Source organism: Sphingosinicellaceae bacterium, assembly GCA_019285715.1.
Taxonomy (GTDB): domain Bacteria; phylum Pseudomonadota; class Alphaproteobacteria; order Sphingomonadales; family Sphingomonadaceae; genus Glacieibacterium.
The window spans coordinates 2,256,550-2,272,065 of record CP079108.1 but is presented as its reverse complement, the minus strand read 5'-3'; the positions used below and the strand labels follow the sequence as shown (position 1 = coordinate 2,272,065).

The following is a 15,516-nucleotide window of genomic DNA, read 5'->3' as shown; positions in this document are numbered from 1 at the left end:
GCGTGGTCATCCCAGTGTCCCCTTAAAGAACGAATGTGCCGGCGACGGCGGCCACCGCTTCGAGCGCGCCGAGCAGCCGTTCACGATTGAGCTTTGCCTGCTTGGTTCGCTCCGCCTTGGTCCAGTCGGGATGATCGCTGTACGCCTTGAACAGGTCCGCCTGCGCCGTGGCCATGTCGTCGAGCGAGGTATCGACTGCCGCGAGCAGGGTCGGCACCGCGTCGGTGGTGCGTTTTGCCTCGATAATTGTCCGGATCAGTTCCGCGCGGCTCTCCGGATCGGGCGGCCGTCCACCGGCGAGTCCGCGGCCGAGTTCGGTCAGCGCTGCATCGTTGAGCTGGAGGTCGCCGGTAAGGCTGGCATTGCCCCACTCCGCAACCTGCTTCTTGAGGCTGGCGATCAACTTGCCCACCGTTTTATTCTGCAAGGCCACGACATGGCCGAGTTCGCGCACCTTGTGCTGCTCGGCGGCGAGGTCGCCGATCAGCTTGACCAGGTCTTTTATCGCGTTCCCCTGCTCGGCGGTCAGCGTCGGGATGACCGCCAACTTGCCCTTGGTGACGGCATTGAGCGCTGCCTGCGCCTTGGTCGCATAGCCAAAGGCTTCGCCGAGCCGGGCACCGACATCGGGTGCTTCGGCGCTCATTATGGCATTGACCGCGTCGAGATAGGCCGCAAGAGCGGCAATCGTCTCGGTGGTCGGCTTCAATGCCTGTTCGCGGATAGGCCGGAGCGAAACCGTCTCGTCACCGGCTGCGGCCGCTGTACCTAAGGGGCGGCAGGTAAGCGCGTTCGAGGCGTGGCGCGACGCGACCTCGTCCCCCCGCAGTATGATTTCTTCCGTCCAAGCGCAGGTCGGAGAATTCGCCACCAGGGCAATATTGGCGTTTTCGCGCGCAGTCCGGACGCGGTCCATGAACCCGCTCGTGGCGTTGGTCGCAGCCGCGCCCGCGGCCCCGAGTGTCTGGCCCCGGTCGAGCCGAGTGGCGTTCGTCGCGCAGCCCGCCAGCAGCGCCGCGGTCAGGAGCAGCACAGTCGGTTTCATGGTCCGTGCAGGCATCGATATCTCCCCGGGTTGAGCCGGGTCAGATAACTCCAGTTCGGCCCCGGCGCGGTACGCCTTGCACACTAACCGCGTGAGTTGACGCACTCAAAGCGGAATATTGTCGTGCTTCTTCCAAGGGTTCTCGAGCTTCTTGGTGCGCAGCTTGCGCAGGCCCACTGCGATCCTCCGGCGGGTCGAATGGGGCATGATGACCTCGTCGATGAAGCCCATGCTGGCCGCCACGAACGGGTTGGCGAAGCGCGCCTCGTACTCCGCGGTGCGCTCGGCGATTTCTTCCTTGGACTTGCCCCGGAAGATGATCTCGACCGCGCCCTTCGCCCCCATCACCGCGATCTCGGCGGTCGGCCAGGCGTAGTTCAAATCGCCACGCAGGTGTTTGGAGGCCATGACGTCGTAGGCGCCGCCATAGGCCTTGCGGGTGATCACGGTGATCTTGGGGACGGTCGCCTCGGCGTAGGCGAAAAGCAATTTTGCACCGTGCTTGATGATCCCGCCAAGCTCCTGCGCCACGCCGGGCAGGAAGCCGGGAACGTCGACAAAGGTTACGATCGGAATGCTGAAGGCGTCGCAGAACCGCACGAAGCGTGCCGCCTTCTTGGCGCTGCTGATGTCGAGGACGCCGGCCAGCACCATCGGCTGGTTGGCGACGATGCCGACCGAATGGCCGTCGATGCGCGCGAAGCCGATGATGATATTGGCGGCGTGGGCGGGCTGGACCTCGAAAAATTGGCCTTCGTCGGCGATCTTCTGGATCAGCTCGTGCATGTCGTAGGGCTGGTTGGCCGACGCCGGGACCAGCGTGTCGAGGCTCGGCACCATGCGCTCGGGGTCGTCGGCGGACGGGCGGAAGGGCGTCCCGTCGCGGTTGTTGAGCGGCAGATAGTCGAAGAAGGTCCGAGTCCGCAGCAGCGCGTCGATGTCGTCCTCGCACGCGAGGTCCGCGACGCCGGACTTGGTCGAGTGGGTGATCGCGCCGCCGAGGTCCTCCTGCGTGACGATCTCATTGGTCACGGTCTTGACCACGTCAGGACCGGTGACGAACATGTAACTCGAGTCTTTCACCATGAAGATGAAATCGGTCATCGCTGGCGAATAGACCGCGCCGCCGGCGCACGGCCCCATGATCAGGCTGAGCTGCGGGATGACGCCCGACGCCAGCACGTTGCGCTGGAAGACCTCGGCATAGCCGCCGAGCGAGGCGACGCCCTCCTGGATGCGCGCGCCGCCCGAGTCGTTGAGGCCGATGACGGGCGCGCCGACCTTCATCGCCATGTCCATGATCTTGCAGATCTTCTGGGCATGGCGTTCCGACAGCGAGCCGCCGAAGACGGTGAAGTCCTGGCTGAACACGAACACTAGTCGGCCGTTGATCGTGCCGGAGCCGGTGACCACACCGTCGCCGGGGATCTTCTGCTTCTCCATGCCGAAGTCGACCGAGTTGTGCTCGACGTACATGTCGAGCTCCTCGAAGCTGTTCGGGTCGAGCAGCACGTCGAGGCGCTCGCGGGCGGTGAGGCGGCCCTTCTTGTGCTGCGCATCGATGCGGACCTGGCCACCACCCATGCGAGCGGCTTCGCGGCGGCGTTCGAGTTCGACGAGGGTCTTGAGCATCGGGCCTCCTGTGTGCAGGGGGCTTAGCAGGGGGCTGGCGGAATTGTCACGCGTGCGGCAGACTTGTTTCGGGTCTTTGATGCTCGGGTCTCGGGGAACGGGTCATGCGGTTCGTCATCGGCAGTCTGGTCGCGGGCGCGGTGATGTGGCTGCTCGGCTTCGTGTTCTACGGGCTGTTGTTCGATGTCGGCTGGGCGACGGCGCCCGAGGCGACGCAACTGGCGATCCAGTCGGCGTTGAAAGCGCTCCCACACACCGGCAGCTACGCGATCCCTATGGGCGAGACCCCGGCGATGATGGCCGCCCATGCGTCCGGACCGATTGCGCAGGTCGTCTACAACGCTCGCGGGTACCCGATGGTCGACCCGGCGACGTTCATCGGTGGGTTCGTGCAGTTCGCGGTCGTCGCGGCGATGCTGGGCTGGCTGCTGCACGGCCTCGGCGCGCGGGTCGACTTCATCGGGCAGGCGCGGGTGGTGATCGGGCTGGCCGCGGTGGCGGTGGTCTACATCCACCTCGCGGACCCGGTCTGGTATCACGCCGACTGGCGCAACGCGGTGTTCAAGTCGGTAGCGGACCTCGTCATCCTAAGCGCCGGGGGGCTGGTCATGGCACGCTGGTTCGTGACTCGGCGGTCGACCGGGCTGCGCTAGGGCGACCCTAACCGGGTGTTAACAGTAAGCATCCTAACATATTGATAACACTCAAGCCATCGACTTGAACAGACCCATCATGGGTGTCAACTCTGACAATTCTGGGCCGACCTACAGGAGCCGCAGCAGGGCTCTGGCCGCCGCCAGTGACGCCCGGCGCGCGGCTTGCGGCTTCTCGGCAAGCGGGTCGGCCCCCCATTGCTCGGCTTGCCACAGCTCGTCGAGCTCGCCCGCCGCCCAAGCCGCATCCGGCTCGATTACCCCTTCCGCGAACGCCAGCCCGATGACCGCAGACCCGGTGATGGTCACCACCTGCGACAGCGCCGCCAGCCGGAAGGCGTCGAAGGCCGCATACGCCGTCCCGATCCGGGCCAGCGTCGCCGGTGGCTGCGGCTGGTGGGCGATGGCGGTGGTCGGCACCAGCGCGACGTCGTAGCGGCGCGCGAGCCACGCCAGCAGCGGGTCCCACAGCTCCGCCTGCCGCGCTACCAGCGGCGCCGGCCCCTCGGCACGGTAGGCGAGCACGTCGGTCCCGGCATAGGCCGCGAGGCTGGCGGCGAAGGCGGCATGCTCGGGCGCGATGCGGTCGATGGCGGCGTTCGACAGCCCGGTCAGCGGCATCGTCGCGGGCTGGACCCGGTCGCCCTGTGCCGCCCACTCGCCGACCACGGCGTCGGCCAGCGCCGGCGTCGGCAGCACCAGCGTCGCCCGCGCCGGGGTGCGCACCGGCTTGCCGTCGAGGGCGATGCTCCAGCCGCCGTCGACGGGAACCGCCGCCGCCGCGGTGTAGAAGCGCTTCATCGGCCAGCCTACTTGGCGGGCGCGTCGAGCGTCGCGATGGTGCGGGTGGTCGGCGCGGTGCCCCTCATCGACGCCGCGACCTTCTCGGCGCCCTCCAGCGCACGCAGCACATTGCCGCCCGCCAGCTTGGCGATGTCGACGTCGCTCCAGCCGCGCTTCATCAGCTCGGCCAACAGCGCCGGGTAGGTGTCGACGCCGTTCAGCCCCTCGGGAGTCTCCGGGATGCCGTCCAGGTCGCCGCCAATGCCGACGTGGTCGTGGCCGGCAACCTTGACGATGTACTCGATGTGGTCCGCGACCTGCGCCAGCGTCACCGGCGGCTTCGGGTGCGCCTTCTCCCATTCCACGAGCGCCGCTGCTGCACGCTCGGGCTGGCCGATGTACAGCCCCGAGAACGGCGGCGTGTTGAAGCTCGCCTTGGCCCCGGCGCGCGCCGAGTCCCACGCGTTGCGCTCCGCCGAGACATAGGTCGTGGCGTAGTTGACCATGACCACGCCGCCATTCGCCGCGAGCAGCTTGAGCACGTCGTCGGGGACATTACGGGGGTGGTCGTCGAGGCCGCGCGCCGACGAGTGCGAGAAGATCACCGGAGCCTTCGACACCGCCAGCGCGGCGCGCATCGTCGACGGCGCAACGTGGCTGAGGTCGATCAGCATGCCGAGCCGGTTCATCTCGACCACGACCGCCTTGCCGAACGGCGTCAGGCCGTCGTGTTGCGGGTTGTCGGTGGCGCTGTCCGCCCATTTCGTCGTCAGCGCGTGGGTAAGCGTCATGTACCGCGCGCCGAGGGCGTAATAGGCCCGCAGCGCCGGCATCGACTCGCCCATCTGCGCGCCGCCCTCGACTCCGATCAGCGAAGCGATGCGCCCGGCCTTGTGGATGCGGCGTACGTCGGCGGCGGTGTAGGCCATCTCGAACACCGTGGGATAGCGCGCGGCGATGCCGCGGACGATGTCGATCTGTTCGAGCGTCGCCTTGATCGCCTCGGCACCGCTCAGCCGCGCGTCGACATAGACCGACCAGAACTGCCCACCGACGTGGCCGGCGCGAAGGCGCGGGATGTCGGTCATCAGCGGGTGCTTGAACGTCCGGCTGTCGGCGCTGAGGTCGACCGCCCACCAGCCCTCGCCGAAGTCCTCGCGGAGGTTCTCGGCCCAGTCATTGTGCCCGTCGATAAGCGGCGTCGCCTTGAGCACCCGGTCGATGCGCGTGTCATAGGGCGTCGCCGCCATCGTCGGGGCTGCCAGGCCGAGTGCCAGAGCCAGAATTCCAATCGTGCGCATCGTCGCTCCCAGCTTGATGTCGGTCTTGTCACAGTGTCGCGGGCGCGTGGCAAGGTTGCTCCGCCGCAACGCCGTGCCGCGCCCGGAACGGTTAGGCGATACAGGTGTTTTCATGGGACCGGCGCGTAACGGCCGGATCGAAGGATTGGGAGGAGACAGCGTGAACAAGCTATTTGCCATCACCCTTGCGGCAGCGGTTGTCGTCGGCGGCACCTCGGCAGCGAGCGCCCGTGATGGCTGCGGTCGCGACGGCCACCGCGGCCCGGCAGGCCACTGCCGACCGAACCGCGGCGGCGAGGTCGTGGTCGTGCGCCCGGCCGTCGGCGTGTTCTATCCTGGCCGTGGTTATTGGGACGGGCGGCGCTATTATCAGCACCGCTACCGTCACCACAACGGCTGGCGCTACCGGTAGTCGCCGGATACGGCGCGCTAACGGTCCACTATCGGAACGAGAGCGCGCCGTCGTCCGTTTGGGCCGGCTGGAGGAGTTGCAATGGCAGCACGTGCCTATTGGTCGGGACAACTGCGGCTCGCGCTGGTCTCGATCCCGGTCGAGATCTATTCCGCCACCAAGTCGGCGGCGACGATCGCCCTCAACCAGATCCACGAACCCACCGGCAAGCGTATCAAGTACGAGAAGACCGTCCCCGGCATCGGCGCGGTCGACCCCGACGAGATCGTCAAAGGCTACCAGGTCGAGAAGGGCCAGTACGTCTTGATCTCGGACGAGGAGGTCGAGGGCCTTAAGCTCGAAAGCAAGCGCACCCTTGAGCTCGTCCAGTTCGTCGATGCCAGCGAGATCGACGCGATCTATTTCGAGAAGCCGTATTTCGTCGTGCCCAAGGACGAGTTAGCGGAGGAAGCCTTCCGTGTCGTCCGTGACGCGATGCGTTCGGCCAAAAAGATTGGCCTTGGCCAGCTCGCGATGCGCGGACATGAGTATCTGGTCAGCCTCAAGCCCTGCGGGCGCGGCATGGTCCTCGAGACGTTGCGCTACGAGGAGGAGGTCAACAAGGCGAGCGGCTTCTTCCGCGCTATCTCCGACGAGGCCCCGCCCGAGGAGCTGATGGAGCTGGCCAGCGCGCTGATCGACAAGCGCACAAAGAAGTTCGACCCGTCGGTGTTCAAGGACCGCTACGAGGACGCGCTCAAGGCGCTGATCGACGTCAAGCGAGGCAAGAAGGGCGCGACCGTCGAGACCGACGAGACCGCTCCAAGGGCGTCTAACGTCATCGACCTGATGGCGGCGCTAAAGGCGTCGATCGAAAAGGGCGGCGGCAGCGATGCGCCCGCCGCGCCGAATATCAAGCCCAGGCCGGTGAAAACCCCGGCGCGGCGCACTCCAGCCAAGGCACCGGCGCGGAAGCGGGCGTGAGCGACAGCCTCGCGACCTACAACGCCAAGCGCGACTTCAAGAAGACGCGCGAGCCCGCCGGCGAGGCCGGGCGCGCGACCGGCAACAGCTTCATGGTCCAGAAGCACGCGGCGACCCGCCTGCACTGGGACTTCCGCCTGGAACTCGACGGCGTGCTGCTGAGCTGGGCCGTGACCCGCGGGCCGTCGACCAATCCGGAGGACAAGCGCCTCGCGGTCCGGACAGAGGACCACCCGCTCAGTTACGCGACCTTCGAGGGCACGATCCCAGCGGGCGAGTACGGCGGCGGCACGGTCATGCTGTGGGACCGCGGCACCTGGGAGCCGCAGGACGATCCTCGCGTCGGCCTGAAGAAGGGCAAGCTGCACTTCACACTGCACGGTGAGCGCATGAAGGGCGAGTGGGTGCTCGTCCGGCTCAAGCCTGAGGGCAAGCGCGAGAACTGGCTGATGCGGAAGGTCGAGGACGAGTTCGCGACCGGTGACTTGGGGGCCGAGCACATGACCAGCGTCGAGAGTGCGCGGACGATGGAGGCGATCACGAACGGGGAAAAAAGCGCCGCGAAGGGCGCCACACCCACCCCCACCCCCTCCCTGAACAGGGAGGGGAGCAGCAAGACCAAGCGGGTTCCTGCTAATGAGGAGAGTAATCCGGCCAAGCGGGTCCGCCTCCCTGAAGGGGAGGGGCTCGGGGTGGGTACTCCGAAGCCGCGTGCGAAGGACTCCGCCAAACCACCCGCCTTCCAGGACCCCCAACTCGCCACCCTCGTCGACACCCCGCCGACCGGCAACGACTGGCTCCACGAGACCAAGTACGACGGCTACCGCGCGCTCGTCGCGGTCGGCGGCGGTAAGTGCATCGCCTACACCCGCTCCGGCCTCGACTGGACCACCAAGTTCCGCGTCGTCGCTGATGCGGCCGCCAAGCTGCCATGCTCAACGGCGCTGATCGACTGCGAGATCGTCGCCCTAGACAACGCCGGCAAGCCGAGCTTCGGGGCCCTCCAGAACGCGCTCAAAGATGGCGGCCCGATCCTGGCCTTCGCCTTCGACCTGCTCGAGCTCGACGGCACCGACGTGGCCGCGCTGCCGCTGGTCGAGCGCAAGGCGCGGCTCGCTCATCTGCTTGAAGGCATCGACCCGCCGCTGCACTATTCGGAGCACGTCCGGGGCGGCGGCGAGAAGCTGTTCGCTGCCCTGTGCGCCGGCGGCTACGAGGGCGTTATCAGCAAGAAGGCCGACGTCCGCTACCGGGCAGGCCGCGCCGGCACGTGGCTCAAGTCGAAGTGCCTGCACCGCCAGGAGTTCGTCATCGGCGGCTGGTCGACCAGCGAGAAGGGCAGGGGCTTCGCGTCCCTGCTGCTCGGCATCTACGAGGGCGAGAAGTTTGTCTATGCCGGCCGCGTGGGCACCGGCTTCGACGACAAGACGCTCGAGGACCTGACCGCGAAGCTTGCGGCGCTGAAGGCCGACAAGCCCGCCTACGCCGACAAGCTGCCCGCGCTGGCTCGACGCGGCGCGAACTGGGTCCGGCCCGAGCTTGTCGCGGAGGTCGCCTTCACCGAGTTCACGGGCGACGGCCACCTGCGCCACCCAAGCTTTCTGGGGCTGCGCGCGGATAAGCCGGCGCGGGAGGTGGTGCGCGAGCTGACGCAAGGCGAGACCGTCCCCGAGGGGAAGCCTGCCGCGAAGGCCAAGGCGGCACCAAAGCTCGCTCCCGCTTCCACAGGCAGCGGCGTCGTCATCTCCTCGCCCGACCGCATCGTCTTCCCCGAACTCGGCATGACCAAGGGCGCGCTCGCCGCTTATTACGAGACCGTCTCCGCCGCGATGATGCCCGACCTCGCCCGGCGCGCGATCAGCCTCGTCCGCTGCCCGCAGGGTCGCGCCAAGCAGTGCTTCTTCCAGAAGCACGACAGTGGCATGTTCCCCGACAGCGTCCATTCGGTCGAGATCGCCGAGAGCGGCGGCAAGACCGAGCCCTACCTCTACGTCGAGGACTCCGCGGGACTGCTCGCTTGCGTCCAGATGGGGACCATCGAGTTCCACGGCTGGGGCAGCCGCGTCGACGACATCGAGCGCCCCGACCGGCTGGTCATTGACCTCGATCCCGACGAGGCGGTCAGCTTCGAGGCGGTCAAGCTGGCGGCCGAACTGGTCCGCGACCGGCTTAAGTCGCGCGGCCTCGACAGCGCCCCGATGCTGAGCGGCGGGAAGGGCGTGCACGTGGTGGCGCCGCTAGTGCCGCGTGCGGAGTGGCCCGAGGTCAAGGCGTGGTGCAAGGCCTTCGCCGAGAGCCTGGAGGCTGAAGCTCCCGATGCCTTCGTCGCGGTGATGAGCAAGGCCAAGCGCAAGGGCCGCATCTTCGTCGACTATCTCCGTAACCAGCGCGGCGCGACCGCGGTGCTGCCCTACTCGGTGCGGGCGCGTGCGGGTGCCGGGGTTGCGGTGCCGGTGACGTGGGCGGAGCTGCGCGAGGTCAAGGCGGCGAACCTCTTCAGCGCGGCCGATCCGGCGGCGGTGCTGGCACAGGCGGCCCGCAAGCGCGAGCCGGCGAAGGCGCGGCCATTGCCGAAGGCGTAGCCGCTATCCTCGCCAGCCGTTCCAGCGCAGCGTCGCCACGTCGACCCGCGCCGGGATCGTGCCTTGCGCCAGCAGCGCGTCGGCGACCTTCTGCTCGGCCGCCATGATCGCGGCGTCGAGCGGGACCAGCGCAAGGTCCTGCCGGGCCGCAACCCGCGCTGCGACGTGAGGCGTCAGCCCAGCCGCCGTCGCCATGATATCGGCGAGACCCTTGCGGTTCGTCGTTGCCCATGCCGCGGTCGCTTTCAGGGCGCTGAGGACGGCGCGTAGCGTGTCGGGTTGTGCCTTGGCAAAATCGGCGTTGGCGGTCAGGAACGACAGGCTTGCCGCAAGCGATGCGCCGCCGACGAGGACACGGGCACGGTGCTCGACTTCGGCACTGGCGAAATACGGATCCCACACTGCCCAGGCGTCGAGGCTGCCACCTGCAAAGGCAGCGGCGGCATCGTCGGGGGCGAGGTTGACCGCCTCGACATCAACCGGGGTCAGCCCGGCGGCGGCGAGTGCCGTACGGACGAAGCGCTCGGCGGACGTGCCGCGCAGCCAGGCGACGCGCTTGCCTCGCAGCTCGGCGGCGGTCTGCAGCTTCGACCCGGCGGGCACGAGGATCGCAGCGGCCGCACCGCTGACCGGCTGGGCGGCGACGTAGACGATTCGTGCGCCTTGGCTTTGCGCAACGATCGGCGGGGTGTCGCCAGTGCCGCCAAGGTCGATCCCGCCGACGCTCATCGCCTCGAGCAGGGGCGGCCCGGCGGCGTAGCCATGCCACACCACTTTGGCAACATCATCGAGATCACCGCGCGCCTTGGCGATCAGCAGCAGGCCGTTCTGGTAGCCGATACGAATGCGAGGGCGCTTCGAGCACGCCGCCAGCGCCGCCGATGCGATCAGCAGGGTGCGGCGGTCAATCATCGTCAGACTGTCGCCGATGACCCACGCGCCCGCAAGGCACAGTTGGACCAGTCCCGGCTACGGGCGGCGGAGGACCAGCCCCTGCCACCCGTCCCAGGTCAGAAGCTGACGCGCCCGGTGACGCCGTAGTAGCGATCAGCATCGCGTGGGATCTGGTAGCGATAGCCGCCGCTTGGGCCGCCGTTGATGATCGATGCGGCAAAGCTTTTGTCGGTCAGGTTGCGGACCTGGAAGGTCAGTTTGTAGTGGTCGTCCTTGTCCATGACCGAGGCGCTGAGGTTGATCAGGCCGTAGCCCTGGATGGTCCCGGCGGCGCGCTGGACCGGGTCGGCGGAAAACAGCGACAGCTCCTTCGACTGGTACGACGCCTGTGCCCCGACACCGAAGTCGACCGCGCCGCCGGTGCGCAAGCGGTAGTCGGCGCCGACATTGCCCTTCCACTTGGGCGCGAAGCCGAGCGGCGTACCCGACGGAATAACCCCGGTGGGATTACCATTCGGCACCTTGAACTTGTCGACGTGCGCGTCGGTGTAGGCGACGCCGCCCGAGAAGTTCAGGTCGCGCCCGGCGCGGAACACCGCGTCCAGCTCGCCGCCGCGGGTCGAGACGTCGCCGGCGTTGGTGAAGCGGGTGACCACGACGCCCGCCGCGAGGTCGGGGTTGTTGGCCTGGAAGTTGTGATACTTGGCGTAATAGCCGGCGAGGTTGAGCGTCAGCTTCCCGTCGAACAGCGTGTTCTTCAGGCCGATCTCGTAGGCGTTCGAGGTCTCCGGCGCGATCTCGTTGGTGCCGGTATAGGTCAAATTGTAGAAGACGTTGAACGCCGGGCCCTTGTAGCCGCGCGAGTAGGTCGCATAAGCGGTGCTGGCCTCGCTGACGTCGAACTGGGCGCCGGCCTTGCCCGACCAGTTGTCGTTGGTGGCGCGCGCCCGGAACGGCACGCCGTTGGAGACGCCGCCGCCCAGGCCATTGTTGTAGACTCCGGCGTCGAAGTTGCCGTTGATGCCCGGTCCGGCCAGCGTCGTGACCCGGCTGTGGAAGACATCGAGCTGGTCGATCGTGTAGCGGACGCCGCCGATCAGCCGGAAGCGCGTCGCGATGTTGAGCGTGCCCTGGCCGAACAGCGCGACGTTCTTGAACACCGAGCCGAAGTCGGCGGTGCCGGTCGGGAAGGTCGACGGCGCGGCGAGCGGGCTGGTGCACGGCGTCAGCACGCCGGCCGGCAGGCCGGCACCGCGCGCTGCCGTGCAGACTTGGTCGTTGCGCGTGAAGATGCGCTCCGATTCAGCCCGCGAGTAATAGAAGCCCGCGACGTAGTCGAAGAACTGGTGGCCCGGCGACGTCAGGCGCAGTTCCTGGCTGAACGTGTTGCCGGTCTGCGGGCCGAAGTCGTGGAGCTGGTTGACCCCGACATAGGCCTGCGGGAGGAAATCGCCGTCGCGGATCTCGGTGTTCTTGTAGTTCCGGTAGGCGGTGATCGAGGTGACGGTCAGGTCGCCGAGCTCGACGTCGGCCTGGCCCGAGAAACCGTAACCGGTCTCCTTGGTCTGGGTGACGAGGTTCTGGCTGATCGAGCGCGTGTCGGTGCCCTTGATCGTCGGCAGCACGGTCTGGATCAGCGCCAGCGCGGCGGTGTTGACCGTGCCGTTGGCGTTCAGCGGCGGTCCGGCGATGACCTCGGCGCAGCAATCGTCGTTGTTGTGGTGATAGTCGGCGATGAAGGTCAGCTTGACCGTGTCGCTGGCGTCCGCCTCGATGATCCCGCGCGCGCCGTAGTGCTTGAAACCGTTGACGCGGCGGTCGACGTCGGGCGCGACGTTGTGGATGTTGCCATCGTACTTGTCATAGAAGCCGGTGATGCGGCTGCGGATGTTCGCCGACAGCGGAACGTCGAGCGCACCGCGAACCCGGTATTCGTTGCCGTTGCCGAAGTAGTAACCGCCCTCGACATAGCCACCGAGTTCCTTGCCCGGGCGCTTCGAGACGATGTTGATGACGCCGGCGGACGAATTCTTGCCGAACAATGTGCCCTGCGGCCCACGCAGCACCTCGATGCGTTCGATGTCGACGAGGTCGCTGAACGCCTCACCGGCGCGGCTGAAGACGACGCCGTCGAGCACGGTCGACACCGACGGCTCGCCGGCGATCGAGAACGTCGCGGTGCCGACGCCGCGCAGGAACAGCGACTGGTTCAGGGTCGTGCCCGACTTCAGGAAGTTGAACGACGGCACCAGGTACTGGGCGCCCTCGAGGCTGACCTTGCCCTGGGCGGCGAGCGCATCGCCGCTAATCACCGAGACGGCCACCGGCACGTCTTGCAGCCGCTCCGAACGCTTTTGAGCGGTGACGATGATATCACCAGTATCGCCCGCATCGGCCGTAGCCTCGCCGGCCGGCGAGCTTGTCGCCGCCGGGGCGTTCGGCGCCGCGGGTGCCTGGGCAAATGCGGTCGAGGCGGCGAGCGCGAACAGCGCGGTTCCGGCGAGCGTCAACGAACGGATCATGTATCCCCCAAAGGATCGTTTCGACCGTCAGGCCTGTTGCGTCCCCCAATACTCCGCCAAAGCCGTCGAGGCATTAAAATTGCGCCGGCACCGAAATCATATCAGGCTGCTGGGATATAAAAGAGACAGAGCCGTTATCAGGGTGTTAGCCGGAGGCGCGGTTTCCGCGGGCGCGACGTCGTCATGCCCGCCGCACCGATGCCCCGGCGCGGCGTGCCGCCACGTGTCGCCCCTCCCATTCGACGGAGCCTTGTGCCATTCACCTGGCTTATGTCCGAGCCTGCACTTTTCCACGAGCCGCGCGCCCTCACAGCGGTGGGGGCAAAGCCGTCGCGCCGCGTGCCGGCGACGCTCGGGCATGGGTCGCCGGGCCGGTGATCTACAAGTCGGTCGCCATCGTCGGGGCGGGGTTCTCGGGCTCGCTGCTTGCCATCAACATCCTGCGCCATGCCGGGCCGGAGGCGACGCTGGTCGAGCGGCGGCCGGTGTTCGGGCGCGGCACCGCCTACACCGCGCCGCATCCGTCGCACCTGCTCAACGTCCGCGCCGGCAACATGAGCGCGCTCAGCGACCGGCCGCAGCACTTCGCCGAGTGGTGCACGGCGCGGGGGCTGGGCGGCGGCGGCGACTTCGCCCAACGCAAGGTCTACGGCGAGTACCTCGGCGAGCTGCTCGAGCGCTCCAGCGCCCGCGCCGGCGAGCGCTTGCACCTGGTCCGCGACGACGTCGTCGGGGCGGAGGTGAGCGAGGCCGGCGTCACGCTCCGGTTCGCCGACGGCCCGCCGCAGAGCTTCGACGCGGTCGTCGTCGCGGTCGGCAACCTGCCGCCGCACGCGCCGCCGGGGCTCGATCCCGACGCCTTCGACGGCGACGTCTACGCCCATGACCCGTGGGACCCCGCCGTCGTCGAGGGGCTGACCGACGACGACACCGTGCTGCTGATCGGCACCGGGCTGACCATGGTCGACGTGGCGCTGTCGCTCGATGCAGCCGGCTTCGGCGGCAAGGTCGTCGCGATGAGCCGTCGCGGCCTGCTGCCGCGCCCGCACGTGCCGCCCGGACCGCCGGGGGACCGCAACGAGAAGCCGACCAGCCGCGCGTCGGCGCTGCTGCGGGAGGTGCGCGAGCGGGCCGAGGCCATCGGCTGGCGCGCCGCGGTCGACGAGCTCAGGCCCTTCACCCAGAGCCTGTGGCTGTCGGCCACGGTCGAGGAGCGCACCCGCTTCATGCGCCACCTGCGACCATGGTGGGATGTCCATCGCCACCGCCTCGCCCCCGCCGTCGCCGCCAAGGTCGAGGCCATGCGCGCCGCCGGGCGGCTCAGCATCGTCGGGGGCAAACCGTCGCGCTTCGCCCGGTCGGGCACCGGCATCGAGGTCGAGTGGCGGCCCCGCGGGGCGGACGCGACGCAGGCGCTGGCGGCGCGCCGGGTGGTCAACTGCACCGGGCCGCAGGGCGACCTGGCGCGCTCGACCGAGCCGCTGCTGCGCGGCCTGATCGCCGGCGGCCACGCGCGCGCCGACGCCAACCGGCTCGGGCTCGACGTCGACAGCCAGAGCCGGCTGATCGGGGCGGACGGCCAGCCCCACCCGCGCCTGTTCGGCCTCGGCCCGATGACCCGCGGGGCCTTCTGGGAGATCGTCGCCGTCCCCGACATCCGGACCCAGGTGTGGACCGTGGCGCGGCGGCTGGCGCAGGCGCATTGGGTCGGGGGCGAGGGGCTGTAGCGGCCCAGATTACTGAGAGTTTACACCCAGGTGGCGTCCTCGAATACGGCAGGTCCGTGCGGGAGCGAATGACTTAACAACGGCTTAGACGTGCGGAGCTGGCGGAGACGGACGCTGGCCCGACCGCAGTGTACCGGATCGGTGCGCTGTAGGACAGCCTCGCGCGCGGTTCGCCAGAATGACGGCTGGGCGGTTCAGCGCGCCGGCACGACCCGCAGCGTGCCGGCGGGCGTCGGCGCGATCAGGTCCGCGGCGGGCACGGTGCCGCCGAGCCAGTCGGCCCAGTGTTCGCGCGGCATCAGGACGATCTGGCGGGAGTGGTAGGGGGCGATGTCGGGGCCGGGATCGCAGGTCAGCATGGTCCACGCCTCGCCGGTGCCGTCCTTGCCGAGACTGACCCCGGCGCGCCACAGCCCGGCGACGCAGAACAGGGGGCGGGAGTCGGGGTCGGCCGCGTCGGGGCCGCTGGCGTGGTCGCCGTCCGGCTCAGCACCGTGGTCGCCGTCCGGCTCCGCACCGTGGTCGCCGTCCGGCTCCGCACCGTGGTCGCCGTCCGGCTCCGGGGGCATGGTGAACAGCCACTTGTCCTTGCGCTTGGGCTTGGGTTCGCCGGGCAGCGGTTCGGCGTCGGTGAACTCGTAGAAGCCGTCGAGCGGGATCAGGCAGCGGCCGCCGGTATTCGTGTTGGTGAAGCTCCGCCCTTCGGAGCGGAAGTTGTACACCGGCTTGCCGGCCCCCTTGCCCGAACCCGGCCCGACCCAGCTCCACCGCCGCTGCACCAGCTCGTGCGCGGCGCCGCGCAGCCGGACGATGGCGGCGGGGTCGGTGATGCGGATGCTGTCGAGCGGCGCCAGGTTCGGCAGCCCCTCCGGGAAGGTCAGCTCGATCCGCACCTTGCGGAAGTCATCGCGGATCAGGTTGAGCGCGGTGCGGCGGGCGGCTTCGTTGCACATCGAAGGCGGCCTAACGGTTTAGTACAGTTACACGGCGACTTGTGCCGAA

At 68.4% G+C, this 15,516-nt stretch carries 12 protein-coding genes; 5 read left to right on the top strand and 7 right to left on the bottom strand.

Translation table 11 applies throughout. The features are described from left to right. Positions 1-22: 22 nt before the first annotated feature. A complete protein-coding gene (locus tag KX816_10530) occupies positions 23-916 on the bottom strand; it encodes a hypothetical protein (GenBank protein ID QXQ04752.1) in 894 nt (297 codons plus the stop codon). Positions 917-1,150: 234 nt separating this feature from the next. Continuing rightward, entirely contained in the window at positions 1,151-2,677 is a 1,527-nt protein-coding gene (locus KX816_10525) for an acyl-CoA carboxylase subunit beta (protein ID QXQ04751.1), read from the bottom strand. 104 nt (positions 2,678-2,781) lie between these two features. Between KX816_10525 and KX816_10520 the strand changes: the two genes are divergently transcribed. Next, positions 2,782-3,330 carry a hypothetical protein gene (locus tag KX816_10520; GenBank protein QXQ04750.1) on the top strand — a complete coding sequence of 183 codons (549 nt, stop codon included), beginning with the start codon at positions 2,782-2,784 and terminating at the stop codon, positions 3,328-3,330. 111 nt (positions 3,331-3,441) lie between these two features. On the opposite strand, the gene KX816_10515 is transcribed toward KX816_10520, so the two are convergent. After that, positions 3,442-4,131 carry an ATPase gene (locus tag KX816_10515; protein ID QXQ04749.1) on the bottom strand — a complete coding sequence of 230 codons (690 nt, stop codon included), beginning with the start codon at positions 4,129-4,131 and terminating at the stop codon, positions 3,442-3,444. Between the two features lie 8 nt (positions 4,132-4,139). Continuing rightward, complete coding sequence (locus KX816_10510; GenBank protein ID QXQ04748.1) at positions 4,140-5,414, bottom strand: dipeptidase; 1,275 nt, start codon at positions 5,412-5,414, stop codon at positions 4,140-4,142. Positions 5,415-5,574: 160 nt separating this feature from the next. On the opposite strand from KX816_10510, the gene KX816_10505 reads away from it, so the two are divergent. The 3 genes from KX816_10505 (at position 5,575) to ligD (ending at position 9,371) form a co-directional block, all read left to right on the top strand. Next, positions 5,575-5,826, top strand: a complete 252-nt coding sequence (locus KX816_10505) for a hypothetical protein (protein QXQ04747.1) — start codon at positions 5,575-5,577, stop codon at positions 5,824-5,826. Positions 5,827-5,907: 81 nt separating this feature from the next. Further along, complete coding sequence (locus KX816_10500) at positions 5,908-6,789, top strand: Ku protein (protein ID QXQ04746.1); 882 nt, start codon at positions 5,908-5,910, stop codon at positions 6,787-6,789. Next, entirely contained in the window at positions 6,786-9,371 is a 2,586-nt protein-coding gene (ligD, locus tag KX816_10495; GenBank protein QXQ04745.1) for a DNA ligase D, read from the top strand. Before KX816_10500 ends, ligD begins: the two co-directional genes overlap by 4 nt. A gap of 3 nt (positions 9,372-9,374) precedes the next feature. Here the strand turns inward: ligD and KX816_10490 are convergent, their stop codons facing one another. Beyond that, the gene (locus KX816_10490) at positions 9,375-10,283 is read right to left on the bottom strand and encodes an aliphatic sulfonate ABC transporter substrate-binding protein (protein ID QXQ04744.1); all 909 of its coding nucleotides are present in this window, start codon (positions 10,281-10,283) and stop codon (positions 9,375-9,377) included. A gap of 98 nt (positions 10,284-10,381) precedes the next feature. Then, the gene (locus KX816_10485) at positions 10,382-12,787 is read right to left on the bottom strand and encodes a TonB-dependent receptor (GenBank protein QXQ04743.1); all 2,406 of its coding nucleotides are present in this window, start codon (positions 12,785-12,787) and stop codon (positions 10,382-10,384) included. Positions 12,788-13,164: 377 nt separating this feature from the next. On the opposite strand from KX816_10485, the gene KX816_10480 reads away from it, so the two are divergent. After that, on the top strand, positions 13,165-14,514 hold the full coding sequence (locus tag KX816_10480; GenBank protein ID QXQ08510.1) for an FAD/NAD(P)-binding protein: 1,350 nt from the start codon (positions 13,165-13,167) through the stop codon (positions 14,512-14,514). 194 nt (positions 14,515-14,708) lie between these two features. Here the strand turns inward: KX816_10480 and KX816_10475 are convergent, their stop codons facing one another. After that, positions 14,709-15,467, bottom strand: a complete 759-nt coding sequence (locus KX816_10475) for an SOS response-associated peptidase family protein (protein QXQ04742.1) — start codon at positions 15,465-15,467, stop codon at positions 14,709-14,711. Between the last annotated feature and the right edge of the window lie 49 nt (positions 15,468-15,516).

Excerpts from the sequence above, each read along its gene's own strand:
- KX816_10530 (QXQ04752.1), bottom strand. The coding sequence starts at position 916 with ATGGACCGCGTCCGGACTGCGCGCGAAAACGCCAATATTGCCCTGGTG.
- KX816_10525 (QXQ04751.1), bottom strand. The coding sequence starts at position 2,677 with ATGCTCAAGACCCTCGTCGAACTCGAACGCCGCCGCGAAGCCGCTCGC.
- KX816_10520 (QXQ04750.1), top strand. The coding sequence starts at position 2,782 with ATGCGGTTCGTCATCGGCAGTCTGGTCGCGGGCGCGGTGATGTGGCTG.
- KX816_10515 (QXQ04749.1), bottom strand. The coding sequence starts at position 4,131 with ATGAAGCGCTTCTACACCGCGGCGGCGGCGGTTCCCGTCGACGGCGGC.
- KX816_10510 (QXQ04748.1), bottom strand. The coding sequence starts at position 5,414 with ATGCGCACGATTGGAATTCTGGCTCTGGCACTCGGCCTGGCAGCCCCG.
- KX816_10500 (QXQ04746.1), top strand. The coding sequence starts at position 5,908 with ATGGCAGCACGTGCCTATTGGTCGGGACAACTGCGGCTCGCGCTGGTC.
- KX816_10490 (QXQ04744.1), bottom strand. The coding sequence starts at position 10,283 with ATGATTGACCGCCGCACCCTGCTGATCGCATCGGCGGCGCTGGCGGCG.
- KX816_10485 (QXQ04743.1), bottom strand. The coding sequence starts at position 12,787 with ATGATCCGTTCGTTGACGCTCGCCGGAACCGCGCTGTTCGCGCTCGCC.
- KX816_10475 (QXQ04742.1), bottom strand. The coding sequence starts at position 15,467 with ATGTGCAACGAAGCCGCCCGCCGCACCGCGCTCAACCTGATCCGCGAT.